Below are 25,706 nucleotides of genomic sequence, written 5' to 3' on the forward strand. Positions count from 1 at the left end.
AGGGGACGCGCCGATCATGGCAACGCAACCATCGCTGTGTCTGCCGAGAATTTCAGATCAACCCCTGAAGGGGGTGCGGGACGACCGCGCCTCGGAATCGGCTCTCAGCAGCGGCCGGCCTCGCCGCGCGCGGGCGGCTCCGGCTCGGCGAGAGGACGATCGCGCAGTGACCGCCGCCAGGCGACCTCGTTCTCGAGCTGTCCCGACCTCGTGAAGAGGACCACCTGGTGAGCATCGGGCAGGGCGTTCGCGAGCGCCGTGCGATCGGCGGGGGTGAAGCCGAGTGTCTGCCAGAAGGCGCCCGAACGGCGCGAGAACAGCCAGGCCTCCCTCGCCCCGCTCTCCGCGGCTGCTCTCAGCGCGTACCTCGCGAGGGATGTCCCGGCTCCCGTCCGCCGGCGATCGGCCGCGACCGCGACACTGCGGATCAGCGCGTGAGCGCCGTCTCCGCTGAGCTCGAAGCCGGTGCTGCCGCAGATCGTCCCGTCCTCGCGACGGTCGATCCAGAGGCGGACCGAGCGGTCCTCCAGGCCTGCGAGGGTGAGATCCGCTTCCGAGAGGAAGGCGCGGAGTGCAGCGAGGTCCTCGGGCAGGGCGGGAGCGAGCAGCACGAAGACGATCCTGGCGCAGACGGGGATCGCGGGTCGTCCCCGGCGGATCGCAGCGTCTGCGTGGCGCGGCCCTTCGGTAGGGTCGTCGCGTGAGCAACGAGACGAGCAGCTACGCCCGCGCGGGAGTCGACACGGCGGCCGGGGACCTCGCCGTCGAGCTGATGAAGGCGGCGGTGTCGGCGACCCACGACCGCAACGTGCTCGGGGGAGTGGGCGGATTCGCCGGCCTCTACGACGTCTCGTTCCTCAAGGACTTCCGGGCGCCGCTGCTCGCGACCTCGACCGACGGCGTCGGCACGAAGGTCGCCATCGCGCAGGCGATCGACAAGCACGACACCATCGGGCAGGACCTCGTCGGCATGGTCGTCGACGACATCGTCGTGGTCGGCGCCCGCCCGCTCTTCATGACCGACTACATCGCCTGCGGCAAGGTCGTCCCCGCGCGGATCGCGGACATCGTCGCGGGGATCGCCCGCGCCTGCTCGGCCACCGGGACCGCGCTCGTCGGCGGCGAGACCGCGGAGCACCCCGGGCTGCTCGGCCCGGACGACTACGACGTGGCCGGTGCCGCCGTCGGCGCGGTCGAGGCGGACGCGGTGCGCGGCGCGGACCGGGTGCGCGACGGCGACCTGGTGATCGCGATGGCCTCCTCCGGGCTGCACTCCAACGGCTACTCGCTCGTGCGCCACATCCTCGCCGAGAAGGGGATCCGCTTCACCGACACCTCCGCCGAGCTCGGGGGCGTCGTGGGCGAGGTGCTGCTCGAGCCGACCCGCCTGTACACGGCGCCGCTGCTCCGGGTGCTCGAGGACGAGGCGCTCGGCGCGGGCGTGCACTCGATCAGCCATGTGACCGGCGGCGGGATCGCGGCGAACCTGGCGCGGGTGCTGCCGCGCGGCTCCTGGGTCGAGGTCGAGCGCTCGAGCTGGAGCCCGGCCGACGTGTTCCGGGCGCTCGCCGCGATGTCGGGGGCGACGCTGGAGAGCACCGAGGGCACCTGGAACCTCGGCATCGGGATGTTCGCCGTCGTCGCCGCCGACGCGGCGCCCGCGGTGATCGCGGCGCTCGAGGCGTCGGGCGTGCCGTCCTGGGTCGCGGGGCGCGTGTCGCTGAGCGAGCGCTCGCTCGACGGCTTCGAGCAGGGCGCCAAGGGCGTCGACGGCGGCGCGGTGCGCCTGGTCGGCTCGTACGCGGGCTGACGCGCGGGGCGGTCCGGCTCGACCTTCGGCTCGTGAATCGGGCCTCGGCACGTCGGAATCGGCTGATCGGGCGTGCCGGAGGTGGTTTCGCGTGCCGGAGGTTCTGGCGGTGGAGCTTCGGCACGTGGAACGGGCCTCGGCTCGTGGAAGTCGGCTGGTGTGGCGTGCCGGAGTTGAACCCGCGTGCCGGAGGTTCCGGCGGTGGAGCTCGGGCTCGTCGAACGTGCCTGGGCACGCGGGAATCGGCTGATCGGGCGTGCCGGAGATGGTTTCGCGTGCCGGAGGTTCTGGCGGTGGAGCTTCGGCACGTGGAGCGGGCCTCGGCTCGTCAAAATCGGCTGAAGTGGCGTGCCGGAGCTGGACCCGCGTGCCGGAGGTTCCGGCGGAGGAGCTTCGGCACGTGGAACGCGCCTGGGCACGCGGGAATCGGGTGATTCGGCGTGCCGGAGCTGGATCGGCGTGCCGGAGGTTGCGGCGGTGGAGCTTGGGCTCGTCGAACGTGCCTGGGCACGCGGGAATCGGCTGATTCGACGTGCTTGAGCTTAACCTGCGTGCCGGAGGTTCCGGCGGTGAACTCTCGGCACGTGGGATGGGCTTCGGCTCGTGAGAATCGGCTGGTTCGGCGTGCCGGAGGTGGTTTCGCGTGCCGGAGGTTGCGGCGGTGGAGCTTCGGCACGTGGGATGGGCTTCGGCACGCGGGAACGGCTGATCCGGCGTGCCGGGGGTGGTTCCACGTGCCGGAGGTGCGGCCGGAGGGGCGGGGCGCGTCAGGCCGGGCGGTGGCGTCTCGCCGGCGACGGAGCCGCCGGGGCGGCGGGCTGCGCGGCAGGGCGCCGGCGCTCGGGGGCGTGTGCCCGCTCCCAGGAGTGCTCGCGGCGGGTCAGCAGCCAGGAGCCCCAGGCGCAGAGCAGGAAGGCGGCCGCCGTGGCGAGGAGTGCGGTGATCCAGGTCGCGGCGTCCCGGCTGACGAGGAGGTTCGCGGCGAGGATCAGCACGCCGAACGCGGCGCCGACGCTCGTCCCGGCGATGAAGGCGCCGCTCCGACGGCTCATCGCGCGGACGGTGACCATGCCGGCGATCGCGCCGAGGCCTCCCACCGCGCCGAGGCCGGCGCCGGAGGCGACGCCCATCAGCATCCCGAAGCCGACCAGCGCGGAGGGGTCGAGCGCCCCGGCGGCGAGCGCGCTCGGGAGGTAGAGGGCCAGGGCGACCGCGGCTCCGACCGCGCCGCCGACGAGGACGGCGCCGATCAGCAGTGCGGCGGTCACGGACATGATCCGGGCGACCGGGCGCGCGGATCCTTCGGGTTCGAACATCGCGGCTCCATCGACGCGGACCCGCGGGTCGTTCCGCGGGTGGACTTCGGACACTACGCCTCCGAGAGCCCTGGCGGGGTCGGCGCGGCGGAGTCCTCGCGGTGCGGCCAGGTCCGCCGGGCCGACGCTCGGGAGCTGTGGCCGATGCTGCGTCGTGCGGCGTCGCGGAGTGAGTGACGCCGGTCCGGCGGCGCGGACTCAGCGGCCGGACGCAGCGGCCCGGACGCAGCCCCGCGGGCCCAGCGAGGCAGGCTCAGCGCCGCAGGGTCTCGCTCGGCAGCTCGCCGAAGCGCTGGGTGTAGTGCTGGGCGAACCGGCCGCCGCTGATGAAGCCCCAGTGCGCGGCCACGTCACCCACGACGAGGGTCTGCGGGCCGCCGGCGACGAGCTCGTCGTGGGCGAGGTCGAGGCGCACGCCGCGCAGGTACTGCCGCGGCGTCATCGAGTAGGCGCGCTGGAAGGCGAGCTGGACGCCGCGCACGGTCAGACCGGCGGCGTCGGCGATGTCGGCGACGCCGAGCGGCAGGTCGGCGTTCGCGTGCACGAACTCGACCGCCCGTCGCAGCCGCCGGGCGCTGACCGAGTGCGGTGCGGAGGGCAGCGGGACGACCCGGTGCGCGAAGGCCTGCAGCACGGCCGCGGCGGCGACCTGCGACGCGGATTCGCGCTGCAGCGACGAGGGAGCCTTCACTCCGGTGAGCGTGTCGCGGAGCACCCGCACCGCCGCCCACCAGGGTGCGGGCGAGTGCGCGAGCGGGGCGAAGCGGATCGGGCCGGGCGCGGTGCCGTGCAGCTCGGCGGCGGCGCGCTCCAGGTAGGCGGAGTCGAAGTGGACCAGCGCGTCGCGGTACTCGCTCGTCTCGAAGCCGAACGGGCGGCCGGCGGGGAACATCGCGGGCCGGCCGGTGGCCAGGCGGTTCTCGTCGCGCCCGAGGTCGAGGCTCGCCCGGCCCTCGTTGAGCCAGATCACCACGTACACGCCGGTGGGCTCGACTGTGCCGCGCACCGAGCCGAGGAAGGAGGCCGCGTGCAGGCTCACGGGGCCCGGGCCGGTCGACGCGTAGCGGTAGGCGAACGGGACGCTGGTGTGCTCGGCGCGGAAGCCCGACCCGTTGTAGCCGCGGGAGTAGAACGCGCGCGCCTCGTCGAGGTCGCGACCGCGCGTCTCCGAGTGCCACACGGGCGACGGCGCGGACGCGGGCTTCATCTCGACATCCTGGCAGCGACGACCGACATCGTCCGCGCCCGGGCGGTCGGCGCGCTCACGAGCCGAGCCCCCGGTCCAGCCAGAAGAGCCCGAGCGCGGCGACGTCGGAGGTGCCGACGATCGCGCCGGAGCGGACCATCGCCGCCACCTCGGCGTCCGGGAACCACTGCTGGCGCATGTCCTGCTCGGTCTCCTCGCGCTCCGGCTCGCCGTGCTCGAGGTCCTCGGCCAGGAAGACGTCGAACGATTGCGCGACGAAGCCGTCGGCCTCGCTGAGACGGCCGAGCGGTCGGAGTCGTCCGGCGCGCAGTCCGGTCTCCTCGCGCAGCTCGGCACGCGCGAGCGCCTCGGCGTCGCCGCCGGGCGAGTCGTGCGGCCAGCCGCCGGACGGGAACTCCCAGGTGCGGCGGCCGATCGGGTAGCGGTACTGCTCGACCAGCCAGAAGCCGTCGCGCTCGCGCGGGACGATCAGCGCGTAGTCGGCGCGCTCGACGACCGAGTAGACGCCCTCGACACCGCCCGGCCAGCGCACCTCGTCCTCGCGGACGCGGATCCACGGCGTCTCGTACGCGACACGGGTCGAGAGCTGCTCGACGCGGCCGTGCTGTCCGGACCGATCCGAGAGCGGAGACCGTTCCGGGAACGCAGACCGCTCCGGGAACGCAGAAGCCGCGGGGTCACTCGACTGGAGCGGCCCCACGGCGGAGGAGGGATCAGGCACGCTTCTGGTGCTGCTCCTCGACGAGGTCGGTGTCGTCGCCCTCGTCCTCGTCGTCGATCCACTTCGAGTAGTCCGGCTCGTCCGGGTGGCTGAGCTCGCGCTCGAGCGCACTGTAATCGACCGTTGGGCTGAACGACTTCAGCTCCCGAGCGATCTTGGTGTTCTTTGCCTTCTGACGGCCGCGCCCCATGGGTGACCCCCTCACGATGACAGGCCAGACGGGCAGTGAGCCGGCTGGAGAAAAAGAAGCAGACAGGAAGTATGAAATCTAGCCGGTAGTTTAGCAGACGAGGCACCGGCCCCCCTGTGCGCGAGCAGCGGAGTGAGCGGCGCCTCCCGACCGCGTGGGGAGCACCGTGGACAGTGCGCTCGATCCGCGGCCCGTCGTCGTGGTCGGCGCCGGTCAGGCGGGGCTCTCGGTCGCCTACTACCTCCGCCGTCTGGGCCTGCGCCCGGGCGTCGATTTCGCCGTCCTGGACCGTGGGCCGCGCTCCGGCGGCGCCTGGCAGTTCCGCTGGGAGGCGCTCCGGCTCGGCTCCGCGCACCGGGTGCACGACCTGCCCGGGATGGACCGGCTCGGCCTGTCCTTCGCGACCGCGGACCGCCGGCGGCCCGCCCGGGACGTCGTCACGGAGTACTACGAGGCGTACGAGAGCGCGTACGAGCTCGCCGTCCGGCGGCCGGTGGCGGTGCGCGGCGTCAGCAGCGCGACGATCGGCGACAGGACGGCACCGCTCGTCGTGGAGACCGACGCCGGCAACGAGCGCGCGCGGATCCTGGTCAACGCCACCGGGACCTGGGGCTCGCCGTTCCTGCCGTACTACCCGGGCCGGGACGGCTTCGAGGGCGTCCAGATCGACACGACCGAGTATCTGCGCGCCTCCGACTTCGCCGGGCAGCAGGTGATCGTGGTCGGCGGCGGGACCTCTGCGATCGGCTTCCTCCTCGAGCTGGAGCGGGTCGCGCGCTCGCTGACCTGGGCGACGCGGCGACCGGTGGTCTACCGGGACGGCGAGCAGCTCGCGCTGGAGTCGGCGGTGGAGGCGGTGGCGGAGCAGGACCGCGCGGCGCGGGCCGGCCGCGCGCTGCCGAGCATCGTCGGCGGCACCGGGGTGCAGCGCACGCGCCGGGTCGTGGCGGGGATCGAGCGCGGCGTGCTGCACGAGCGCGGGATGTTCTCCTCGATCGAGCCGCACGGGGTGCGCTGGCCGGACGGCTCCTACACCCGCGCCGACGCGATCATCTGGGCGACGGGATTCCGTCCGGAGCTGCGGCACCTCGCGCCGCTCGGCCTGCGCGAGCGCGAGGGCGGGGTCGCGGTCGAGGACGGAGCGTCGCTCACGGACCCCCGGGTCTTCTTCGCGGGCTACGGGCCGACCGCGTCGACGATCGGCGCGAACCGCTCCGGTCGGCGGATCGCCCGCGCGGTCGTGGCGCGGCTGTCCTGACGGCGGGGCTGCGACGCGGGTGGATCTCGAGACGGCCGCCGCGCGGCCTCCTCGATCAGCATGGACCGCTGCGCGGGCTGCTCCATCCGCAAGCGGCGCCGCGGCCCGGTGAGGCGGCGCCCTTCCATGCTGGTCGAGTAGCCCCGGAGGGGCGTATCGAGACCCACCGTTGTCAGGACGGTGGACTGCAGACCAGCGTCCTGACGGCGGTGGATCTCGATACGCCCGCTGCGCGGGCTACTCGATCAGCAAAGGGGACGGCGAGGGCCGCTGGGTCGGCAGGAAGAGCGGAGCCTCCGCCGCTCAGTGGGCGTCGCGCCAGTCGATGGGGACGACGGAGCCGCGGTAGCGGATCCCGTCGACGCGGATCGAGCCGGCGAGGGGCGGGGTGATCGGCGCGACGACGAGCGTCGAGCCGCCGGGCGCGAGGCCGAGGGCGGCCGAGAGCACGGCGATCGAGGCGGCGGCCGACCAGGCCTGCGGGCGGCAGGCGGCGGGGTACGGCACGGGAGCCGCCACCTCGGCGGCGGCGTCGCCGGAGTGCAGCTCGGGCATCCGGTAGCCGAAGCCCTCGGCAGCGGCGAGCAGTCCGCGGGAGAGGGCGGTCGCCTCCGCGCCGAAGCCCTCGCGGGCGAGCCCGGTGACGGCGATCGCGGTGTCGTGGGCCCAGACCGAGCCGCCGTGGTACGAGAGCGGCCAGTAGCCGCCGGAGTCGGTCGACAGGGTGCGCAGCCCGTAGCCCGAGTCGAGCTCGGGGGAGCCGAGCAGCTGCGCCACGCGGGCCGCCTGCTCGGGTTCGAGGATCCCGGTGCCGAGCAGGTGGCCGATGTTGCTGGTGACGGTGTCGACCGGGCGCTTCTGCGCGTCCAGCGCGATCGCGGGGTGCCCGCCGTCGGCGTCGTCGATCCAGAAGGCGCCGGTGAAGCGGTCCTTGAGCGCGGCGGCGTAGGCGCGCCACTCCGCTCCGTCGCGGCCGAAGTGCTCGAGCAGCGCCGCGCCGCCGACCGCCGCCTCGTGGGCGTAGGCCTGCACCTCGCAGAGCGCGATCGGCCCGTCGGCGAGGCTGCCGTCGCGCCACTGGATCGAGTCACCCGAGTCCTTCCAGCCCTGGTTCGCGAGGCCGTGGCCGGTGGTGTCGACGTACTCGAGGAATCCGTCGCCGTCGGAGTCGCCCTCGTCGCGGAGCCAGCGCAGCGCGGCCTCGAGCGCAGGCAGCAGCGCCTCGACCTCCTCGTCCGCGAGACCCCAGCGCCAGGCGTCGTGCAGCAGGCAGACCCAGAGCGCGGTCGCGTCGACGGTGCCGAAGTAGAGCGGCGGCAGTGAGACGCCCTCGCCCGGGATCTCGAGGGTCGTCGAGCGCAGCTCGTGCATGATCTTGCCCGGCTGCTCGGCCGTCTCGGCGACGTGCTCGGTGCCCTGAAGCCCCGCGAGGACCCGCAGGGTGGAGGCGGCCAGCTCGGTGCCGAGCGGGAGGAGCATCCGCGCCGCCCAGATCGAGTCGCGGCCGAAGAGCGTGAAGAACCAGGGCGCGCCGGCGGCGAGGAACGGCGCATCCGGCCGCTCGAGGGTCACCATCCGCAGCGCGTCCAGGTCGTCGAGGGCGGCGCGGCACCAGGAGGCGAGGCGCGAGTCGCCGGCCTCGACGACGGCGCCGGCCCACTCCGCGGGGCCGGGGGCGGCGCCGACGACCGCCGCGGAGTCGGTCATCGCGATGCTCCAGGACACCTCGACCGAGCCGCGGGCCGGGACGACCACGGCCCAGGAGAGCGTCCCGCCGGGCGAGACCGCGGCGCCCTCGGCCCGCACCTCGGCGCGGGCGCCCGCGTGGGTCCAGACCAGCGAGGAGCCGTCGACGGCGGTCGCCACCGCGGTCTCGTCGCGGAGCCCTGCCTTCACCACGTGCACGAGCGAGAAGTCGGGGTCGAGCGCGAGCTCGACGGTGGTGGCGACGGCGTCGGGCAGCGCCGACTCGAGCCGGATCCGCTCCTCGAGCCCGCCGGCCGTGACCGTGCGGAGGCGCACGACGCGCAGCCGCGGGTCGGCGGCGTCGTCGTCGAGGTGGCGCGCGAGGGCGGTGAAGCGGGCGGAGGAGGCGCCGTCGCGGCCGACCGCGATCGACTCGAGCGGCTCTCCGCCGACGAGCAGGCGCAGGCCCGCCAGGACGCGGACGTCGCCGTGGTAGAGCCCGTGCGCGGGCAGCGCGCCGAGCTCGCCGGCGTCGTCGCTCCAGAGCTGGGTGGGGGCCCGGAGCAGGACGACGGCGTCGTTCAGCAGGGGCTGCCGGGGCGGGCGGGGGCGGTCGTCGTGGTCGGTCGTCACGGTCGACTCCTCACTGGATCGTCGGTACTGGAGCGTACGGCCGGTTGACAGCGCCGTCGCCGCAGGTAACATTACCCAGGAATTTGATCGATCAAATAACTCGGTACACCGGGATTTGAACGATCAAGCCCGAGGACCGCACCACCGCACACCCGTCGAGGAGGACGCATGGCACTGCCGACCGTCGAGGACGTCGCCCGCGCAGCCGGTGTCTCGCGCCAGACCGTCTCGAACGTGCTGAACAGCCCGCAGATCGTGCGCGAGAGCACGCGGGAGCGGGTCGAGAAGGCGATCGGCGACCTCAACTACCGGCCGCACGCCTCCGCCCGGCGCCTGCGCACCCGCAAGTCGGGGACGATCGGCGTGCGGATGGACCGGGTGCTCGACGGCGTCTCCGGCAGCCTGCTCGACCGCTTCCTGCACGCCGTCACCGAGCAGGCCGACGCCCGCGGCATGCGGATCCTGCTCTACACGGCGGCGAGCCCCGAGGAGGAGATCGAGCGGATCGGCAAGCTCCGCGACGGCGCCGACGTCGACGCCTTCGTGCTCACCTCGACCTTCTACGGCGACCAGCGCACGGCCTGGCTGATCGAGCAGGGCGTGCCGTTCGTCACCTTCGGCCGCCCCTGGGGGCTCGACGACCAGGGCGACCCGCAGCACCTCTGGGTCGACGTCGACGGCGCCGCGGGCGTCGCGCAGGCCACCGCGCATCTCGCCGACGAGGGCTGCTCCCGGATCGCCTTCTTCGGCTGGCCGGCCGGCTCGGCGACCGGCGACGACCGCCGCAGCGGCTGGGAGCGGGTGATGGCGGAGCGCTTCGCCGACGTGCCGCTGCTCGTCGCGGAGGCCGAGGACGACGTGCAGCGCGCGCGCTCCGCCGCGATCGCCTTCCTCGAGGCGCACCCCGGCGTCGACGGGCTCGTCTGCGTCTCCGACTCCCTCGCCCTCGGCGCCTCGATGGCGGCCGTCGCGGTCGGCCGGCCGAGCCTTGCGATCGTCGGCTTCGACAACACCCCGGTCGCCGGAGCCGTCGGCCTCTCCAGCGTCGAGCAGGACCTCGGCGCGGTCGCGGCCGGCGCCCTCGAGCTCCTCCTCGGCGAGCAGGGCGACGACGTCGTCCACCGCCCCCTCGCACCCGGGGAGGCGCACCGCCTCATCACGCCGCACCTCGTCGTGCGCACCCCGCTCCACCACTCCGAGAGCTGACGCCGCACACCGGGCGCCTCCTTCCCCCACGACTCCCCACGACTCCCTCCCGAAACCCATGAAAGGTCAGAACATGACGCACAGCACCAGAACGGCACGCTGGGGTGCCGCGGTCCTCGCCGGCGGCCTCGCCCTCTCCCTCGGCGCCTGCTCGAGCGGCGGCGGCGGCGGATCGGACGACTCCGCCGGGCTCACCGTGATGATCGGCTCGTCCGGCGACGCCGAGACCACCGCCGTCACCGACGCCGTGAACTCCTGGGGCGAGGCGAACGACACCGCCGTCGACGTCGTCGCGGCCAGCGACCTCACCCAGCAGCTCGGCCAGGGCTTCTCGGGCGGCAACCCGCCCGACCTCTTCTACATGAGCTGGGACCAGTTCCAGACCTACGCGAGCAACCGCTACCTCGAGCCCTACGCGCAGGACGCGGACGACGCCGACGCCTTCTACCCGGCGCTGCGCGACGCCTTCACCTACGACGACCAGTTCTACTGCGAGCCCAAGGACTTCTCGACGCTCGGCCTCGTGATCAACACCGACCTCTGGGCGGCCGCGGGCCTGACCGATGCGGACGTCCCGACCGACTGGGCGTCGCTCCAGTCCGCCGCGCAGAAGCTGACCGCGAACGGCGTGACCGGGCTCTCCTTCGGTCCCGAGTACGCCCGCATCGGCACCTTCATGAACCAGGCCGGCGGCTCGCTGCTCTCCGAGGACGGCACCACCGTCACCGCGGACACCCCCGAGAACGTCGCGGGCCTCACCGAGGTGAAGACGCTCCTGAGCGACGGCGTGCTGAAGTTCCCGGCTGACCTCGACTCCGGCTGGTCCGGCGAGGCGTTCGGCAAGGGCGCGGCCGCGATGGTGATCGAGGGCCCGTGGATCAACGGCGCGCTCGAGGCCGACTACCCGGACGTGAACTACACGGTCGCCGAGCTGCCCGCGGGCCCCGGCGGCAAGTCGACCTTCACCTTCAGCAACTGCTGGGGCATCCCGGCCGGCAGCACCACCGCCGACCAGGCCGAGTCGCTCGTCGCATCGCTCACCTCGGACGAGCAGCAGCTCGCCTTCTCGGACGCGTTCGGCGTGATCCCGTCGACCGAGTCGGGCGCCGCGGAGTACGCGAGCAAGTACCCCGAGAACGCCGCCTTCGTCACCGGCAACGACTACGCCGTCAGCCCGGTCGCCTTCGCCGGCGCCGCCACCGTGATCACCGACTTCAACTCGGCCCTCGAGGGCCTGGCGTCGGGTGACCCGGAGGCGATCCTCGCGGACCTGCAGACCAACCTGCAGGACGCGCTCGACACCGCGAACGCGAAGTAGCGCGGGACGACGCCGATGAGCACCGCCACCGCCGCCCGGAGCCGCCGCTCCGGCATCCGCGGGAACGAGGCCCGCTACGGCTGGCTGTTCACCCTCCCCGCGATCCTCGTCGTCGGCGTCTTCCTGGTCGTCCCGATCGCCCTCGCGCTCTGGGTGAGCGTCAGCAACTGGAACGGCCTCGGCTCGCCGCTGGGCCCGACCGCGCAGTTCGTCGGCACCGACAACTACCGGGCGGTGCTCCTGGACTCCGGGCTGGCGCAGAAGGACTTCGGCACGGCGATCCGCAACAACGTCTACTACGTGCTGCTCGTCGTGCCGCTGCAGACCGCGCTCGCGCTGTTCCTGGCGGTGCAGGTCAACCGCCGGGTGCTGCGCGGGCGCGGCTTCTTCCGCACCGCGTTCTACTTCCCGTCGGTGACCTCGTCGATCGCGATCACGGTGATCTTCCTGTTCCTCTTCAGCGCCTCCGGGGTCGTCAACGCGGTGCTCGGCTGGTTCGGCGCCGACGGCCCGACCTGGATGGCGGACCCGACCGGGGTGCTGCACTCGCTGCTCGGACTCGTCGGCGTCGACGGCAGCTGGTTCGCCGGCGGCGCTCCGCTGGGGCTGACCTGGTGGGACTGGCTGTCCGGTCCGTCGGTCGCGATGTGCGTGCTGATCACCATGGCGATCTTCACCACCTCGGGCACCTTCATGCTGCTGTTCCTCGCGGCGCTGCAGAATATCGGCGCCGAGATCGACGAGGCGGCGCTGATGGACGGCGCGGGGCCGCTGCGGAAGTTCTTCTCGGTCACGCTGCCGATGCTGAAGCCGACGCTGTTCACCGTGCTCACCCTGGGGTTGATCGGCACCTGGCAGGTGTTCGACCAGATCTACCTCACCGGGGGCGGGGCGCCGGGCAAGACGCTGCTCACGCCGGCGTACCTCGCCTACGAGTCGTCGTTCACCGACCTCCGCTGGGGCCAGGGCGCGGCGATCGCCTTCATCCTGTTCTTCATCATCGTCGTCCTGACGCTGCTGCAGCGCGCGATCCTCCGCGAGAAGGGCGAGCCGAGCGCCCGCCGGACCCGCCGGGCCGCCCGCGCGGACGCCGCGACGACCCTCACGACGGGAGGAGTGCGATGAGCACCCTGGTCGACTCCGAGCCGCGCACCGAGGCCGAGCCGCCGCCCCAGGCGCCGCTGCCGCACCGCCGCGTGCAGCTCGGTGCCCGCGGGCGCGCCTCGCTGATCGGCGGCTACCTGCTGCTGATCGGCCTCGCGCTGGTCTACATCTACCCGTTCCTGATCTCGGTGGCGTCGTCGTTCAAGACCGACGCCGACGCGACCTCGAATCCGCTGTCGCTGCTGCCGGCGACCTGGTCGTTCGCCTCCTACGAGCGGCTGTTCACCGATGTGCCGCTGCCGCTCTGGACGCTGAACTCGGTGATCGTGACCGTCTTCGTCACGGTCGGGCGGGTGTTCTTCGACTCGCTCGCGGGCTACGCGCTCTCGCGGCTGCGCTTCCGCGGGCGCGGGCTGCTCTTCGCGCTGTTCATCGGCGTGATGAGCGTGCCGGCGGTGGTGCTGCTGATCCCGCGGTTCCTCATCCTCAAGCAGCTCGGGCTCTACGACAGCTACGCGGGGATGATCGTGCCGCTGATCGTCGACGCGGCGGGCATCTTCATCATGAAGCAGTTCTTCGACTCGATCCCCCTGTCGATCGAGGAGGCCGCCCGGATCGACGGGGCGGGCGTCTTCCGGACCTTCCGCTCGATCGTGGTGCCGATGGCGCGGCCGGCGATCGTGACGCTGTTCATCCTGTCGTTCCAGGGCTCATGGAACGAGTTCTCGCACTTCGTCGTCTCGCGGCAGTCGCCGGAGCTGAACACGCTCACCACGGGCGTCGCCTCGCTGGTCTCGGGGCAGTTGGGCACCGGCAACCAGTACCCGCTGCAGCTGGCGGCGGCGGTGCTGATGTCGATCCCGGTCGCCGTGCTCTTCTTCGTCTTCCAGCGGCGGATCATGAACACCACGGAGGGCGCGGAGAAGGGGTGACGCCGAGGGCGCGCACGGCGCACTGTGCTTCCGGGTCTCGATACGCCGCGTGCCGCGGCTACTCGACCAGCATGCAGTTCAGGCTGATCTGAGAGAGCGAGCAGCGCGGCCTTCATGCTGATCGAGTAGCGCGCGCAGCGCGCGTATCGAGATCCACCATGACCGGGACTGCTGGTGGAAGCGGGTCTCGATACGCCGCTCCGCGGCTACTCGACCAGCAGGGAAGGGCGCGAGATCCGGGGACGCGGAAGGGGCGCTCCGCCGCAGCGGAGCGCCCCTTCCTTCGTGCTACTTCTTCAGGAACTCGAGGACGACGCGGTTCCACTCCTCGGCGTGGCTGACGTTGACGCCGTGCGGGGCGTCGGCGACGACGTGGAGCTCGGAGCCGGGGATCGCGGCGTGCGTGCGCGCACCGGAGCCCTCGAAGGGGACGGTGCCGTCGCCGCCGCCGTGGATGACGAGCGTCGGAACGGTGACCTTCGGCAGGTCCTCGCGGAAGTCGGTGCCGGCGAACGCGGCCATGCAGGCCAGCGCGGCGTGCTTGGACGACTGCTTCGCGAGCGCGAGCGCGTCCTGGCGCTGCGCCTCGGTGACCTTGAGCTCGCCGTTCACCGAGAAGAACTCGGTGGTGAACTGCTCGTAGAACGAGTCCTCGTCCTTGGTCAGGCCGGCGGTCATCTCGGCGGCGGCCGACTTCTCGAGCGGTCCGTCCGGGTTGTCGTCGGTCTTCATCAGGTACGGCGGCACGGCCGACGCGAAGACGACGCTGTGCAGGCGCTCGGTGCCGTACTTCGAGAAGTAGCGGGCGACCTCGCCGCCGCCCATCGAGAAGCCGACGAGGGTGACGTCCTGCAGGTCGAGCTCGGTGAGCAGCGTGTGCAGGTCCTCGGTGAGGGTGTCGTAGGTGTAGCCGGTGAGCGGCTTGTCGCTGCGGCCGAAGCCGCGGCGGTCGTAGGTGATGACGCGGAAGCCGGCCGCCGCGAACGCGGGGACCTGCTCGCTCCAGGACTCGCCCGACAGGGGCCAGCCGTGGATCAGGACGACGGGACGTCCCGAGCCGCCGGTGTCGTCGACGTGGAGGTCCGTGTCCTTGAAGAGGCCGTGGTGGGCGGTGATCTCTGCCATGAGTCGTGCTCCTTCCGGCGCCGAGGATCGGCGTCATGCGTGATTCGAAGGAGTGTGGCGCCGCGGATGGGGAGTGAGCCGTGAGGGGAGGGGCCCTTGACAGCCCCTCCCCGCGCTGGTTAGGAGAGCGCGTCCACCGCGGCGAGGATCGCCTCGGTCTCGGTGCGCGTCGTGTAGTCCACGTGCACATCGGCGAAGCGGACGACGCCCTCGGCGTCGAGCACCAGGACGGTCGGGAACGGGATCGCGGGGGTGTCGTCGGCGTTCGAGTCCTTCACCGCGAAGCCGAGCGCCGTGTGCGCCTCGATCGCCGCGTCGCTGGGGGCGGTGACGATGCCGAGCTCGGTGGCGAGCGCGTTGCCCGGGTCGGTGACGACGGTGAAGCCGAGCTCGCCGCCCAGCGTGGCGGAGGCGTCGGGCGTCTCCGGGCTGACCGCGACGAAGGCGACGCCGCGGCTCGCCAGCTCGGGGGCGAGGGTCGCGTCGTAGTGGCGCAGCGTGATGTTGCAGTAGGGGCACCAGGCGCCGCGGTAGAACACCAGCACGGCCGGGCCGTCGCCGAGGAGGGAGGAGAGCGCGACGCTCTCGCCGCCCCCGGTGACCACGGTCGCGCTCGGCAGCCGCTCCCCGGCCGCGACGGCTCCGGCGGGGACGCCGTTCTCGACGAGGTCGGCCTGCTCGCTCGCGAAGACCGCAGCGAGCTCGTCGCCGATCGTCTCGTTGAAGCCGGTGGTGAAGTCGGCGGTCTGCGCGCCGATCGTCGCGGTGGTCTGCTCGGTGGGCATCGTCGTCTCCGTCCGGGCGGCCGTGGATCGGACGCTCCGGCGCGATCGTAGGGACGCGGACTCGGAGCGGACCTGGGCGACGTCACGGTTCGTCATGAAGAGCCTCCCGGCGCAGACGAAGACGCCGCCCCGGGTCGCGAGATCGCGACCGGGACGGCGTCCGTGCTCCCGCGCGGGAGCGGAGAGGCGCTGCTGCGGACTACTGGAATCCGCCGCCGCGGTCCTCCGGGTCCTCGACGGGGTCGGAGTCGGGGGCGTCGAGCGCGTAGGTCACGTGGACCGACTCGCCAACCTCCTTCGCCGAGACGGACGTGTAGACGAGGTGCGTCTCCTGGCCGTCGACGGCGGCGTAGACGTCGACCGACTTCTCGTAGCCCCCCTCGGTGCTGACACGGGTCTCGGTCTGGCCGTCGAACGGCCCGCCCTGGAAGAAGGCGAGGTAGCTCTCGCCCTCGGAGAGTTCGCGGATGTCGTTGCTCATGGGACAGGTCTACCACTCGGCGTCGGGCGTCCGCCGGGCGGCCCGTGTCCGCGGCTCCCGCCGGGCGGCGAGAACGTAGGATGACGGGGATGACGATCGGACGCCGCCTCTTCCTGTCGGGAGCCGCCTCGGGCGCCGGTCTCCTGGTCCTCGCGGGCTGCACTCCGCCGCGGCCGACCCCCACGCGCTCCGTCACCGAGGCCCCGGTGCCCACGCCCAGCACCACCGCCGTGCCGACGCCGGCCGCGTTCGTCCGCTCCGGCTGGGCCGAGGACCCGTACGCACTCGGCGCCGTCTCCTACCTCGCGGTCGGGGCGACCCCCGAGCACCGGGACGACCTGGCCGGGAACGTGCTCGACCGCCTGTTCTTCGCCGGCGAGGCCACCGACTCCCAGGAGCCGGGCACCCTGCAGGGCGCCTGGAACTCCGGGGTCCGCGCGGCCGGCGAGATCGCCGCGATCGCCGAGGAGGGCGAGCGGATCGCGATCATCGGCGCCGGTCTCGCGGGGGCCGTCGCCGCCCGCCGCCTGCTCGACGCCGGCTACGACGTCGCGCTGGTCGAAGCGCGCGACCGCGTCGGCGGCCGCATCGCCACCAGCACCCCCGACGGCTGGCCGATCGCCGTCGACAGCGGCGCCTGGGCGCTCGTCGGCGCCGGCCCCGCGCTGCGCGAGAGCGTCCTCGACGCCGGGATCACCACCTCCGCCGTCGACCTCGCGACCGTCCTCTCCAGCACCGACGACGGCGACCGCCCCGATGTCGGCGACACCGCCGCCAAGGGGCTCACCCGTGCGCTCGAGTGGGCGGCGGAGCAGCCCACCGACCTCTCGCTCGCCGACGCCTTCGCCGGCTCCGGTGCTCCCGACCCGGCGGCCGTCGAGCCCGGCAGCGGGGACGGCGACGCCGCCCGCCTCGCCGCGTTCCTCGCGGGCGGCCCGGTGCTGCGCACGGGCGCCGCGCCCGCCGAGCTCTCCGCCTGGTACGGGCTGGGCGACGCCTCGGCCGCCAGCACCGCGGAGGACGTCGCCGACTCCTCCGACGAGGCCTCCGCGGTCCTCACCGACGGCCTGGCGCCCCTCGTCGAGACGCTGCTGACCGACGTCGAGATCTCGCTGCGCGCGGCCGTCAGCGGCATCGGCTACAGCGACACGGGCGCGAGCATCCGGCTCGCGACGGGGGAGTCCTTCACCGCCGACCGCGTCCTCGTGACGGTGCCGATCGGGGTGCTGCAGAGCGACGCGATCGCGTTCGATCCGCCGCTGCCGTTCGCGCACCGCACCGCGATCGCGGCGATCGGCTCCGGGGTCGTCGAGACGCTCTGGCTCCGCTTCGACGAGCCGTTCTGGGACACCGATCCGGCTCTGCCCGCGCGCTGGTCGCTGGTCGGCTCCGCAGCCGGGATCACGGAGTGGCTGAACCTCGAGCCGACCACCGGCGAGGCGGTGCTCGTCGGGCTCGTCGGCGCCGATCAGGCCCTGTCGCTGCAGTCGCTCAGCGACGACGAGCTGCTCGTGGTCGCGCAGTCGGCGCTCACGCCGTTCGCCGTCGCTGCCGGCTGAGCCGCTCCCGAAGCCGGGCGAGCGGGCCCCGCCACTCCGTCGCGCGCGCGGCACCGAGCGGCCGGACCCGGCTGAGCGCCAGCATGAAGGCCGCGATGCCCGAGATCAGGCCGAGCACGATCACGTCGTAGACCACGAACATCACCGGGCCGTCGACCTGCGCGGGGTCGAGGAAGAAGTAGGGGTACCAGCCGATCAGCGCGCCGCGCACCAGCGTGATCACGCCCCAGACGATCGGGAAGCCGAGCACGGTGAGGGTGCCGCGCCAGGCGACGGGGCGGCGGCCGGGGGCGAGGAGCCAGTCGAGCAGCGCGAGCGTCGGGATGACGAAGTGCAGCAACGCGCTCGACCACGGCACGTCGACGCGGACGCCGCGGTTGTTCGCCTCCACGGCGATCAGCCCGAAGACGATGCCGGAGACGACCATGTAGGTCAGGACCAGCGCGCGCAGGGTGCTGAGCCAGCGCGGCTCGCGCTCGCGGGCGAGGGCGACGATGCCGGAGAGACCGAGGACGACGACGCCGGCCATGTTCGACTGCGTGGTGAAGTACGCGAAGAAGTTGTCGATCTGGAACAGCCGGAAGCCGAGGGTGTAGAGGAAGTCGCCGACGAGCCCGACGGCCCCCAGCCCCGCGAGCGCGAGACGGAGGATCGCGAACGCCTTCCGCACACCCGCTCCGATCCGTCGCCTCGACCAGCCCGGAGGGCCGGACGTCCGGACGATTCTACGGTCGCGGCGCTCCGAGCTCCCCGGGCGGGGGCCGTGCGGGGGGCGTCCGGGGCCGCCGGAGCGAGGGGCGCACGGGATACCGTGCACTATGCCGTTCACGCCGAGCCACGCCGTCGTCGCTCTGGCGTTCACGAACAGCCGCATTCCCGCCGCGGCGGTCGCGATCGGCGCGATGGCCCCGGACATCGGCCTCTACCTGCCCGTGCGCTGGGCCCGCGATGCGACGCACTCGATGCTCGGGGTCGTGACGGTCGACCTGGCGGTCGGCGCCGTCGGCCTCGTGCTCTGGCTGGTGCTGCTCCAGCCCGCCTGGCGCGACCTCGCGCCGTGGATCGTCCGGGTGCGCCTGCGACCGCCGCCGGCACCGCCGAGCACCGCGCGGGCGAGGACGGCGGCGATCGTCCTGGCGATGGTCGGGATCGTGATCGGCGCGGCGTCGCACGTGCTCTGGGACGCCTTCACCCACGACGGCGGTCCATTCGTCGCGGCCCTGCCGTTCCTCCGCGAGGAGCTCGGACCGTTCGCGGGCTACAAGTGGGCGCAGTACGCCAGCGGGGTGCTCGGGCTGGTCGGTCTCGGGATCGGCGCTCTCGTCTGGTACGTCGCCCGCCGGCCGCACCACGTCGCCGTCGACCACCGCGGCCCGGCGCGGGTCGCGGCGTGGACAGCCGTCCTCGCCGCCGCGGTAGTCCCGGCGGGCGTGGTGCTCTCGGGCTCGGGGCTCGACCCGTTCGAGGAGGCGTACCGCTCCTACGTCGTCGACGCGGCCGTCCTCATGGTCGTCTGGACGACCGCCGCCCTGCTCGCGGTGGCCGTGCTCTGGCACCTCGCGCTCGGCGTCGCACCACGCCAGGGGGCTGACGCGGATCCGTCGTGAGGAGGATGCGCGGGTGCATAGCCCGCCGATAGCGTCGATGACGGCCCGTTGGGGCGGGCCGCCTTCGGGGGAAGGCACAAGGGGAAATCGAGGGCCCGCGGCGAGTCGCCGCGGGCCCTCTACCTGTCTGCGGATGCGCGGCCGCGGATGATCCCACAGCGCTGAGTGGCGGCAGTGCCCTCCGCATGCTGGTCGAGTAGCCCCGCAGGGGCGTATCGAGACCCCGCGTCCTCAGCAGGGTGGTCTGCAGACTCGTCCTCTGGCGCTGGTGGATCTCGATACGCCCGCTGCGCGGGCTACTCGATCAGCATGAGGCGGGAGCGGCGGCCGACGGACCGGCCGCGAGCCGTGGCTCGCGTCCGCCGCGGCGTCGCCGGCGGGCGCCGGGCTAGCGGCGCTTGCCGCCGCCCTTGCCGGCGGGCTTCTTCGGGCGGGTGGCCGCGGCGGTGCGCGAGCCGCTGCGCGGGGCGCCCTCGCCGGCCGCGCCCTTGGGCAGCACGGAGGCGGGCGGGATGGGCCGGCGGGTGACGGGGCGCACGGGCTCGCCGCGGCGGGACTGGCCGGGGATCGGACGCGAGCGGCGGCCGTAGATCAGCTCGGAGGAGTCGAGCAGCCACGGCACCAGCGCGACGGTGACGCCGTGCACGAGCAGCAGCTTCTGGCGGATGCGGCGCGACTTGTGGTTGTGGAGGAAGCCCTCCCACCAGTGCCCGACGATGTACTGCGGCATGTAGACGGTGATGATCTCGGAGCCGTGCTCGAGGCGGTGCGCCTTGATGTACTTGATCAGCGGGTACGAGATGTCGCGGTACGGCGAGGCGATGCAGCGCAGCGGGACCTCGATGTCCATCCGCGCCCAGTCGGCCTTGAGCTGCGCGGTCTGCGCGTCGTCGATCGACGAGTGCACCGCCTCCAGCGACTCGTGCCGCGCGGCGATGGCGTAGTCGAGCGCCTTGAGCGTCGGCTTGTTCATCCGGCCGACGAGGACGACGGCGTGGTCGCCGTTCGCGCCGAAGGTCGTGGTCGGGTCGACCTCGATCTCCTTCTCCACGTCGCGGTAGTAGCGGTAGACGCCCGCCATCAGCACGCCGAGGATCGGCATCACCAGGTAGACGAGCCAGGCCCCGTGGGTGAACTTCGTGATCGTGACGACGACGAGCACGGCGAAGGTGAGCGTGGCGCCGAAGAGGTTGATCGCGAGGCTCGTCTTGACGGTGCGCGAGCCCTCGCCGTTCTTGATCATCCGGATCCAGTGCTTCACCATGCCGGACTGCCCGAGGGTGAAGGAGACGAAGACGCCGATGATGTAGAGCTGCACCAGACTGGTCAGCGAGGCCTGGTAGACGAGCAGGATGATCGCCGCGACGAGCGCCAGGATGATGACGCCGTTGGAGTAGATGAGGCGGTCGCCGCGGGTGTTCAGCGACTTCGGCGCGTAGCCGTCGCGGGCGAGGACCGAGCCCAGCAGCGGGAAGCCGTTGAACGCCGTGTTGGCCGCGAGCAGCAGGACGGCGGCGGTCGCGGCCTGGATCACGAAGAAGAGGATCGTGTTGTTGCCGAAGGTGGCGGCCGCGACCTGCGCGATCACGGAGCGCTGCGGCGTCGTCGCGCAGTCGGTGAAGCCGACGAGGTGGCAGGCGTTCTCGGCGTAGTGCACGTTCGAGAGCAACGCGAGGGCGGTGAGGCCGACGAAGAGGACGATGGCGATCGTGCCCATCGCGACGAGGGTGCGCTGCGCGTTCTTGACCTTGGGGACGCGGAAGGCGGGCACGCCGTTCGAGATCGCCTCGACGCCGGTGAGCGCGGCGCAGCCGCTGGCGAAGGAGCGCAGCAGCAGCAGGACGATCGCGGCCTGGGTGAGCTGCTCGCCCTGCACCGTGTAGCCGGCCGACTCCGCGATCGGGGCGTCGCCGAAGGCCGCGCGGCCGAGGCCGACGACGACCATCACGAAGACGCTCGCGACGAAGAGGTAGGTGGGGACGGCGAAGGCCTTGCTCGACTCCGAGACGCCGCGGAGGTTCACGGCGGCCAGGAGGATCACGAAGAGGATCGCGAGCTCGACCCGGAGCGGGGCCAGCGCGGGGATCGCGGAGATGATGTTGTCGACGCCGGACGCGACCGAGACCGCGACGGTGAGCACGTAGTCGACCAGGAGGGCCGCGGCGACCGTCAGCCCGGCCGTCTCGCCGAGGTTGGTGCGGGCGACCTCGTAGTCGCCGCCGCCCGAGGGGTAGGCCTTGATCAGCTGCCGGTAGCTGAGGACGACGACCACCAGCAGCACCACGACGCAGCCGGCGACCCAGGGCGCGAAGGTGAGGAAGGAGAGGCCGCCGAGCAGCAGGATCATCAGCAGCTCCTGCGGTGCGTAGGCCACGGAGGAGAGCGGGTCGCTCGCGAAGATCGGGAGGGCGAGCCGCTTCTGCAGGAGCTGGCCCTCGAGCTTGTCGCTGGAGAGCGGTTCGCCGATGAAGAAGTGCTTCGCGGTGCGGAGCTCGTTGGCGTCGGCGTCGTCCGCACCGGTGGGGGACGCCTTCGCGCCCGAAGGGGGGCCCTCGTGTGTCACGAGCGACGACACTACTCCGTGGCCGGGGGCAGTCAAGCCGCCGGGACGCCCGCCGCGAGAGCGCTGAACCCGCGCTGTGACCGGGCATTTCCGCAGCTGTCGGGCAAGCGGTTCCAACGAGGTCCCCATCTGTGGGACAGGGGGTCAAATCACCCTCGAACTGGGGTCACCCTCGACGCTGTGAAATCGCCTGAAGTCTGTTGAAGTCGAAGACAGGTCACTCCGATGGGGGGAGCCGACGGGTTCCGCCCGTCGACGCTCGGAGGGGCCTGCACCGTTCCGCCGCCTCCCGGCCTCTGACCCGAGCCCCGCTGCAGCGGCGCGGGCGCTCGCTCGGAGTGCCTGCGTCGACCCGCCCGCACCACGACAGGTCGGCCGAGACGCCGACAGAATCGACTGAACCCGTGTCCACTTCCCGCACCGCCGCGCCGCCGGCCCGCTCGCGCCTCTGGCGCGCAGCCGGCCTGGCCACCGCGCTCGCCGTGACCGCCGGCATCGCCCTCGCCGGCTCCGCCCCCGCCCAGGCCGCCACGACCGGCCAGTACCTCGTGTCGGTCGACTCGAGCTCGATCTCGGAGCAGGTCGTCCGCGCGCTCGGCGTCGCCGACGACGTGCAGTTCGAGGGCGGCGTCGCGGGCTTCACCGCCCCGCTCACCGAGCGCCAGAAGGCGGTCCTCGAGGCCGACTCGCGCGTCCTCGGCATCACCCCCGCCGACCAGGTCGTCGACGGCCAGGCGCAGACCGTCCCCTCGCACGTGCTCACCGCGGAGGCCGACAAGGCCCCGGTGCGCGCCGGCGACGGAGTGACGAACTACACCGGTCCGGCCGTCGCGGTCATCGACTCCGGCGTCAGCTCGCACCCCGACTACAACCTGAAGGAGCAGATCAACTGCTTCGGCTCGGGCACCGCCGCCGACGCCAACGGCCACGGCACCGGCGTCTCCGGCTACATGGCGGCGCTGGACAACGGCTCCGGCTCGGTCGGCGTCGCACCCGGCGCTCCGATCTACTCGGTCCGCGCGCTCGACGCGAACAACCGCGGCAACACCGGCACCCTGATGTGCGCCCTCGACTGGGTGTCCGCGAACGCGGCGAAGTACAACATCAAGGTCGTCAACATGTCGCTCGCCACCTACGGCACCGACGACGGCAACTGCGGCCGCTCGAACGGCGACGTGATCCACCAGGCGATCTGCGACCTCGAGGCCAAGGGCATCGTCTCCGTCGGCTCCGCGGGCAACACCTCCGAGGACCTCGCGGGCTGGATCCCGGCCGCCTACGACGAGGTGCTCGCCGTGACCAACATGGCCAACTACGACGGCAAGCCCGGCGGACTCGGCACGGCGCCCTGCGGCGTCCAGACCAAGGACGACGCGGTCTCGACCAACAGCAACTTCGCCGTCTCGGCCGCCGACCAGAAGCACACCATCGCCGCCCCCGGCATGTGCCCGTACACCACCAAGAAGGGCGGGTCGTACGCCTACATCCAGTCGGGCACCAGCATGGCGGCCGCCGGCACCAGCGGCGTCGTCCTCGACTGCATGAGCTCCGGTGGATCCTGCGCGGGCAAGAGCCCGGCGCAGGTCCGCGCCCAGGTCATCGCGCAGGCGAAGGCGGCGACCGAGCGCGGCCGCAGCTTCCAGGGTGACCCGACCCGCCCCGTCGCCGGCCGCTACTTCGGATACGCCGTGAGCACGATCCCCGTCGGCACCGTTCCGACGCCGGACCCGACGCCGACCGCGACGCCGACCCCCACGGCCACGCCCACCGCGACCCCGACGGCGACGCCCACCTCGACTCCGAAGCCGACGGCCACGCCCACGTCGACTCCGAAGCCGACCGCCACGCCGACGCCGACCGCGACGCCGACCACCCCGCCGGCGACCGACACGCAGAAGCCGACGGTGAGCATCACCTCGCCCGCGACCAACACCACGGTCGTCGGCTCGATCCGCCTCGTGGCCTCGGCCAGCGACAACGTCGGAGTGACGGCCGTCGCGTTCTACGCGTCCGGCACGAAGCTCGGCAACGGCGTGAAGCAGTCGGACGGGACGTGGGCCCTGACCGCGAGCTCGTCGTCCTACCCGAACGCCGCCTACCAGGTGACGGCCAAGGCCCAGGACAAGGCCGGCAACGTGACCACCAGCTCGGCGATCACGCTCCGCGTCGCGAACTGAGTTCCTGAGAACCGAGAAGAGCGGTTCAGGGGCGTGCCGTGTGCACACCCCTGAACCGCTCTTCTCGGTCAAGGCCTTCGTTCTGCAAGCGGAGGTCTCCGACGAGCAGGAGCGGCGCAGCCGCACCGACTTGCCCGAGAAGGCTCGTTCTCCACCCCGAGAACGAGCCTTCTCGGGCGAGTCGATTCGCGCTGCAGCGTCAGGGGTGGGTGGCTGCGCCGATCAGGCGGGTGAGGGTGTCGCGGACGGCGGTCAGCTCGTCGAGGGGGAGGGCGAGGCGCTCGACGATCTGCGGGGGGACCTGGAGCGCCCGCTCGCGCAGGGCGGCTCCCTCCGGGGTGAGTGCGACGTCGAGGCGGCGCTCGTCCTCGGTGCTGCGGGCGCGCGTGACGTAGCCGCCGGCCTCCAGGCGCTTCACCAGCGGGCTGAGGGTGGCGGGCTCGAGGTGCAGGGCGGCGCCGAGGTCGGCGAGGGAGCGCGGGGCGCGCTCCCAGAGCGCGAGCATCACCAGGTACTGCGGGTGGGTGAGGCCGAGCGGCTCGAGCACGGGGCGGTAGAGGCCGATGACGGTGCGGGCGGCCACGGCGAGCGAGAAGCAGACCTGGTTCTGCAGGGCGAGCGGATCGGTGTCCACGGGATCGGTCTCCACGGATTCGTCCTCCCTTTCCCCTCGCACACTGATCATTAGTACACTAAGCATATGGCCAAGCCGACCCGCTCCCTCTACCAGCGCTTCAACGCGCGGCTCTTCCCCTGGCTCGGTCCGCCGCCGCTCGGGCCCTACGACCAGCCCGAGCCCGAGGCTCCCGCCGGCCGCGCCTGCCCGCTCTGCGGCCGCCTGATGTCGGAGCACGTGATCGACCGCAGCGGTCCGCGCACGCAGCTGTACTGCCCCGGCACGGATCCCGCTGCGGACCCAGACCTCGTCGCCTGACGGCCCGATCGGCCCCTCCGGCGTCGCATGTCCCCTTTCGGGGGCCACGGGGTCGTGCCGCCGGAGGCGGATGATGAGCGCATGTCCCGTCTGCGCTCCGACTCCGCCCGTGCCGTCCAGTTCTCCCGCTTCGGCGGCGTGGACGTGCTCGAGATCGCCGACATCGCGCGACCCCAGCCCGGGCCGGGGGAGGTGCTGGTCGAGGTCCTCGCGGCAGGCGTGAACCACATGGAGGCGTTCATCCGGCGCGGGATGTTCGACTCCGACCACTCCGCGGCCTTCCCGATGCGCCAGGGCACCGACTTCTCCGGCATCGTCGTCGGCCTCGGCGAGGGCGTGAGCGACCTCAAGCTCCGCAGCGACGTCGTCGGCCACGCGCTGGTCGGCTCGCACGCCACCCACATCGTCGTCCCGCGGGAGAACCTCGTCGCGAAGCCCGCCTCGGTGAGCTGGGAGGTCGGCGGCGCGCTGTTCCTCGCGGGCGTCACCGCCTGGCGCGCGATCGAGGCCACCCACATCGGGCCGGACGACACCGTGGTCGTCTCGGCGGCGGCGGGCGGTGTGGGCAGCATGGAGATCCAGCTCGCGAAGCTGCGCGGCGCGACCGTGCTCGGCACCTGCGGCGAGCGCAACTTCGACTACCTCCGCCAGATCGGCGTGAAGCCGATCGTCTACGGCGACGGCATCGCCGACCGGATCCGGGCCGCGGCGCCGAACGGCGTGACCGTCTTCCTCGACAACTTCGGCGGCGACAACGCGGCGCTGGCCGAGGAGCTCGGGATCGAGCCGGCCCGCTTCCACTCCAGCGACGACCGCAAGGAGATCGAGCTGCGCGCCGTCTGGCCCGACGCCGAGACCGCGCGGCGCGACACCGAGATCCTCGGCGAGCTGGTCGCGCTGGTCCGCGACCAGAAGCTGCGGGTGCTGGTCTCGGGCTTCTACCCCTACGGCTTCGTGCAGGACGCCTTCGACGACCTCGAGAAGCGGCACTCGCGCGGCAAGATCGTGCTCGGGATGAACCCGGTCGACGCGGGGCGCGTGACCAAGGCCCGCGACATCCACGAGGCCGGTGCCTAGCGTCGGCCGTCGGGCCT

At 72.7% G+C, this 25,706-nt stretch carries 23 protein-coding genes; 11 read left to right on the forward strand and 12 right to left on the reverse strand.

The window, feature by feature from the left end; genetic code table 11:
• Window positions 1-104 precede the first annotated feature (104 nt).
• Entirely contained in the window at window positions 105-611 is a 507-nt protein-coding gene (locus tag EDF22_RS18555) for a GNAT family N-acetyltransferase (RefSeq protein ID WP_123706311.1), read from the reverse strand.
• An 89-nt stretch (window positions 612-700) separates the two neighbouring features.
• On the opposite strand from EDF22_RS18555, the gene purM reads away from it, so the two are divergent.
• Complete coding sequence (purM, locus tag EDF22_RS18560) at window positions 701-1,810, forward strand: phosphoribosylformylglycinamidine cyclo-ligase (protein ID WP_123706312.1); 1,110 nt, start codon at window positions 701-703, stop codon at window positions 1,808-1,810.
• Window positions 1,811-2,577: 767 nt separating this feature from the next.
• Here the strand turns inward: purM and EDF22_RS18565 are convergent.
• From EDF22_RS18565 to EDF22_RS18580, 4 genes are all read right to left on the reverse strand, one after another.
• Entirely contained in the window at window positions 2,578-3,126 is a 549-nt protein-coding gene (locus EDF22_RS18565) for a hypothetical protein (protein ID WP_123706313.1), read from the reverse strand.
• Window positions 3,127-3,379: 253 nt separating this feature from the next.
• On the reverse strand, window positions 3,380-4,333 hold the full coding sequence (locus EDF22_RS18570) for a helix-turn-helix transcriptional regulator (protein ID WP_123706314.1): 954 nt from the start codon (window positions 4,331-4,333) through the stop codon (window positions 3,380-3,382).
• A 55-nt stretch (window positions 4,334-4,388) separates the two neighbouring features.
• Complete coding sequence (locus tag EDF22_RS18575) at window positions 4,389-5,054, reverse strand: NUDIX hydrolase (RefSeq protein WP_260303556.1); 666 nt, start codon at window positions 5,052-5,054, stop codon at window positions 4,389-4,391.
• Complete coding sequence (locus tag EDF22_RS18580; RefSeq protein WP_123448069.1) at window positions 5,047-5,244, reverse strand: DUF3073 domain-containing protein; 198 nt, start codon at window positions 5,242-5,244, stop codon at window positions 5,047-5,049. The genes EDF22_RS18575 and EDF22_RS18580 overlap by 8 nt, the downstream gene beginning before the upstream one ends.
• A gap of 166 nt (window positions 5,245-5,410) precedes the next feature.
• Between EDF22_RS18580 and EDF22_RS18585 the strand changes: the two genes are divergently transcribed.
• Window positions 5,411-6,502, forward strand: a complete 1,092-nt coding sequence (locus tag EDF22_RS18585; protein ID WP_243839795.1) for an NAD(P)-binding domain-containing protein — start codon at window positions 5,411-5,413, stop codon at window positions 6,500-6,502.
• Between the two features lie 303 nt (window positions 6,503-6,805).
• Here the strand turns inward: EDF22_RS18585 and EDF22_RS18590 are convergent, their stop codons facing one another.
• Entirely contained in the window at window positions 6,806-8,821 is a 2,016-nt protein-coding gene (locus tag EDF22_RS18590) for a glycogen debranching N-terminal domain-containing protein (protein WP_260303557.1), read from the reverse strand.
• 168 nt (window positions 8,822-8,989) lie between these two features.
• On the opposite strand from EDF22_RS18590, the gene EDF22_RS18595 reads away from it, so the two are divergent.
• From EDF22_RS18595 to EDF22_RS18610, 4 genes are all read left to right on the forward strand, one after another.
• Complete coding sequence (locus tag EDF22_RS18595; RefSeq protein ID WP_123706318.1) at window positions 8,990-10,027, forward strand: LacI family DNA-binding transcriptional regulator; 1,038 nt, start codon at window positions 8,990-8,992, stop codon at window positions 10,025-10,027.
• Between the two features lie 73 nt (window positions 10,028-10,100).
• On the forward strand, window positions 10,101-11,345 hold the full coding sequence (locus EDF22_RS18600) for an extracellular solute-binding protein (RefSeq protein WP_123448073.1): 1,245 nt from the start codon (window positions 10,101-10,103) through the stop codon (window positions 11,343-11,345).
• Window positions 11,346-11,360: 15 nt separating this feature from the next.
• Window positions 11,361-12,470 carry a carbohydrate ABC transporter permease gene (locus EDF22_RS18605; protein ID WP_123706319.1) on the forward strand — a complete coding sequence of 370 codons (1,110 nt, stop codon included), beginning with the start codon at window positions 11,361-11,363 and terminating at the stop codon, window positions 12,468-12,470.
• The gene (locus EDF22_RS18610; RefSeq protein ID WP_123706320.1) at window positions 12,467-13,381 is read left to right on the forward strand and encodes a carbohydrate ABC transporter permease; all 915 of its coding nucleotides are present in this window, start codon (window positions 12,467-12,469) and stop codon (window positions 13,379-13,381) included. The genes EDF22_RS18605 and EDF22_RS18610 overlap by 4 nt, the downstream gene beginning before the upstream one ends.
• Before the next feature lie 288 nt (window positions 13,382-13,669).
• On the opposite strand, the gene EDF22_RS18615 is transcribed toward EDF22_RS18610, so the two are convergent.
• From EDF22_RS18615 to EDF22_RS18625, 3 genes are all read right to left on the reverse strand, one after another.
• Complete coding sequence (locus EDF22_RS18615; protein ID WP_123706321.1) at window positions 13,670-14,506, reverse strand: alpha/beta fold hydrolase; 837 nt, start codon at window positions 14,504-14,506, stop codon at window positions 13,670-13,672.
• Window positions 14,507-14,625: 119 nt separating this feature from the next.
• A complete protein-coding gene (locus EDF22_RS18620; protein ID WP_123706322.1) occupies window positions 14,626-15,291 on the reverse strand; it encodes a peroxiredoxin-like family protein in 666 nt (221 codons plus the stop codon).
• Window positions 15,292-15,490: 199 nt separating this feature from the next.
• Window positions 15,491-15,772: an oligoribonuclease gene (locus EDF22_RS18625; RefSeq protein WP_123448078.1), complete on the reverse strand. Its 282-nt coding sequence runs from the start codon at window positions 15,770-15,772 to the stop codon at window positions 15,491-15,493.
• Window positions 15,773-15,861: 89 nt separating this feature from the next.
• Between EDF22_RS18625 and EDF22_RS18630 the strand changes: the two genes are divergently transcribed.
• The gene (locus tag EDF22_RS18630) at window positions 15,862-17,331 is read left to right on the forward strand and encodes an NAD(P)/FAD-dependent oxidoreductase (protein WP_123706323.1); all 1,470 of its coding nucleotides are present in this window, start codon (window positions 15,862-15,864) and stop codon (window positions 17,329-17,331) included.
• Here the strand turns inward: EDF22_RS18630 and EDF22_RS18635 are convergent.
• Window positions 17,303-18,001 carry a Pr6Pr family membrane protein gene (locus tag EDF22_RS18635; RefSeq protein WP_123706324.1) on the reverse strand — a complete coding sequence of 233 codons (699 nt, stop codon included), beginning with the start codon at window positions 17,999-18,001 and terminating at the stop codon, window positions 17,303-17,305. The genes EDF22_RS18630 and EDF22_RS18635 overlap by 29 nt on opposite strands.
• A gap of 148 nt (window positions 18,002-18,149) precedes the next feature.
• On the opposite strand from EDF22_RS18635, the gene EDF22_RS18640 reads away from it, so the two are divergent.
• Window positions 18,150-18,938, forward strand: coding sequence for a DUF4184 family protein (locus EDF22_RS18640; RefSeq protein WP_123706325.1), 789 nt, complete (start codon window positions 18,150-18,152; stop codon window positions 18,936-18,938).
• A gap of 388 nt (window positions 18,939-19,326) precedes the next feature.
• On the opposite strand, the gene EDF22_RS18645 is transcribed toward EDF22_RS18640, so the two are convergent.
• Window positions 19,327-21,405, reverse strand: coding sequence for an APC family permease (locus EDF22_RS18645; RefSeq protein WP_243582199.1), 2,079 nt, complete (start codon window positions 21,403-21,405; stop codon window positions 19,327-19,329).
• Between the two features lie 500 nt (window positions 21,406-21,905).
• On the opposite strand from EDF22_RS18645, the gene EDF22_RS21000 reads away from it, so the two are divergent.
• On the forward strand, window positions 21,906-23,678 hold the full coding sequence (locus EDF22_RS21000) for an Ig-like domain-containing protein (RefSeq protein WP_185039126.1): 1,773 nt from the start codon (window positions 21,906-21,908) through the stop codon (window positions 23,676-23,678).
• Window positions 23,679-23,877: 199 nt separating this feature from the next.
• Here EDF22_RS21000 and EDF22_RS18655 read toward each other — a convergent pair whose 3' ends face one another.
• Window positions 23,878-24,327 carry a MarR family winged helix-turn-helix transcriptional regulator gene (locus tag EDF22_RS18655; RefSeq protein ID WP_260303558.1) on the reverse strand — a complete coding sequence of 150 codons (450 nt, stop codon included), beginning with the start codon at window positions 24,325-24,327 and terminating at the stop codon, window positions 23,878-23,880.
• Window positions 24,328-24,378: 51 nt separating this feature from the next.
• On the opposite strand from EDF22_RS18655, the gene EDF22_RS18660 reads away from it, so the two are divergent.
• Both EDF22_RS18660 and EDF22_RS18665 read left to right on the forward strand, forming a co-directional pair.
• Entirely contained in the window at window positions 24,379-24,612 is a 234-nt protein-coding gene (locus EDF22_RS18660) for a hypothetical protein (RefSeq protein WP_123706327.1), read from the forward strand.
• Window positions 24,613-24,693: 81 nt separating this feature from the next.
• Window positions 24,694-25,689 carry an NADP-dependent oxidoreductase gene (locus EDF22_RS18665; protein WP_123448085.1) on the forward strand — a complete coding sequence of 332 codons (996 nt, stop codon included), beginning with the start codon at window positions 24,694-24,696 and terminating at the stop codon, window positions 25,687-25,689.
• Window positions 25,690-25,706: the final 17 nt, after the last annotated feature.

This window comes from Rathayibacter sp. PhB127 (assembly GCF_003751665.1).
GTDB lineage: Bacteria > Actinomycetota > Actinomycetes > Actinomycetales > Microbacteriaceae > Rathayibacter > Rathayibacter festucae.

Coding starts and splice junctions, on each gene's coding strand:
- EDF22_RS18630 (WP_123706323.1), top strand. CDS start 15,862: ATGACGATCGGACGCCGCCTCTTCCTGTCGGGAGCCGCCTCGGGCGCC.
- EDF22_RS18565 (WP_123706313.1), bottom strand. CDS start 3,126: ATGTTCGAACCCGAAGGATCCGCGCGCCCGGTCGCCCGGATCATGTCC.
- EDF22_RS18625 (WP_123448078.1), bottom strand. CDS start 15,772: ATGAGCAACGACATCCGCGAACTCTCCGAGGGCGAGAGCTACCTCGCC.
- EDF22_RS18610 (WP_123706320.1), top strand. CDS start 12,467: ATGAGCACCCTGGTCGACTCCGAGCCGCGCACCGAGGCCGAGCCGCCG.
- EDF22_RS18615 (WP_123706321.1), bottom strand. CDS start 14,506: ATGGCAGAGATCACCGCCCACCACGGCCTCTTCAAGGACACGGACCTC.
- EDF22_RS18640 (WP_123706325.1), top strand. CDS start 18,150: ATGCCGTTCACGCCGAGCCACGCCGTCGTCGCTCTGGCGTTCACGAAC.
- EDF22_RS18665 (WP_123448085.1), top strand. CDS start 24,694: ATGTCCCGTCTGCGCTCCGACTCCGCCCGTGCCGTCCAGTTCTCCCGC.
- EDF22_RS18605 (WP_123706319.1), top strand. CDS start 11,361: ATGAGCACCGCCACCGCCGCCCGGAGCCGCCGCTCCGGCATCCGCGGG.
- EDF22_RS18660 (WP_123706327.1), top strand. CDS start 24,379: ATGGCCAAGCCGACCCGCTCCCTCTACCAGCGCTTCAACGCGCGGCTC.
- EDF22_RS18595 (WP_123706318.1), top strand. CDS start 8,990: ATGGCACTGCCGACCGTCGAGGACGTCGCCCGCGCAGCCGGTGTCTCG.
- EDF22_RS18600 (WP_123448073.1), top strand. CDS start 10,101: ATGACGCACAGCACCAGAACGGCACGCTGGGGTGCCGCGGTCCTCGCC.
- EDF22_RS18570 (WP_123706314.1), bottom strand. CDS start 4,333: ATGAAGCCCGCGTCCGCGCCGTCGCCCGTGTGGCACTCGGAGACGCGC.
- EDF22_RS18620 (WP_123706322.1), bottom strand. CDS start 15,291: ATGCCCACCGAGCAGACCACCGCGACGATCGGCGCGCAGACCGCCGAC.
- EDF22_RS18580 (WP_123448069.1), bottom strand. CDS start 5,244: ATGGGGCGCGGCCGTCAGAAGGCAAAGAACACCAAGATCGCTCGGGAG.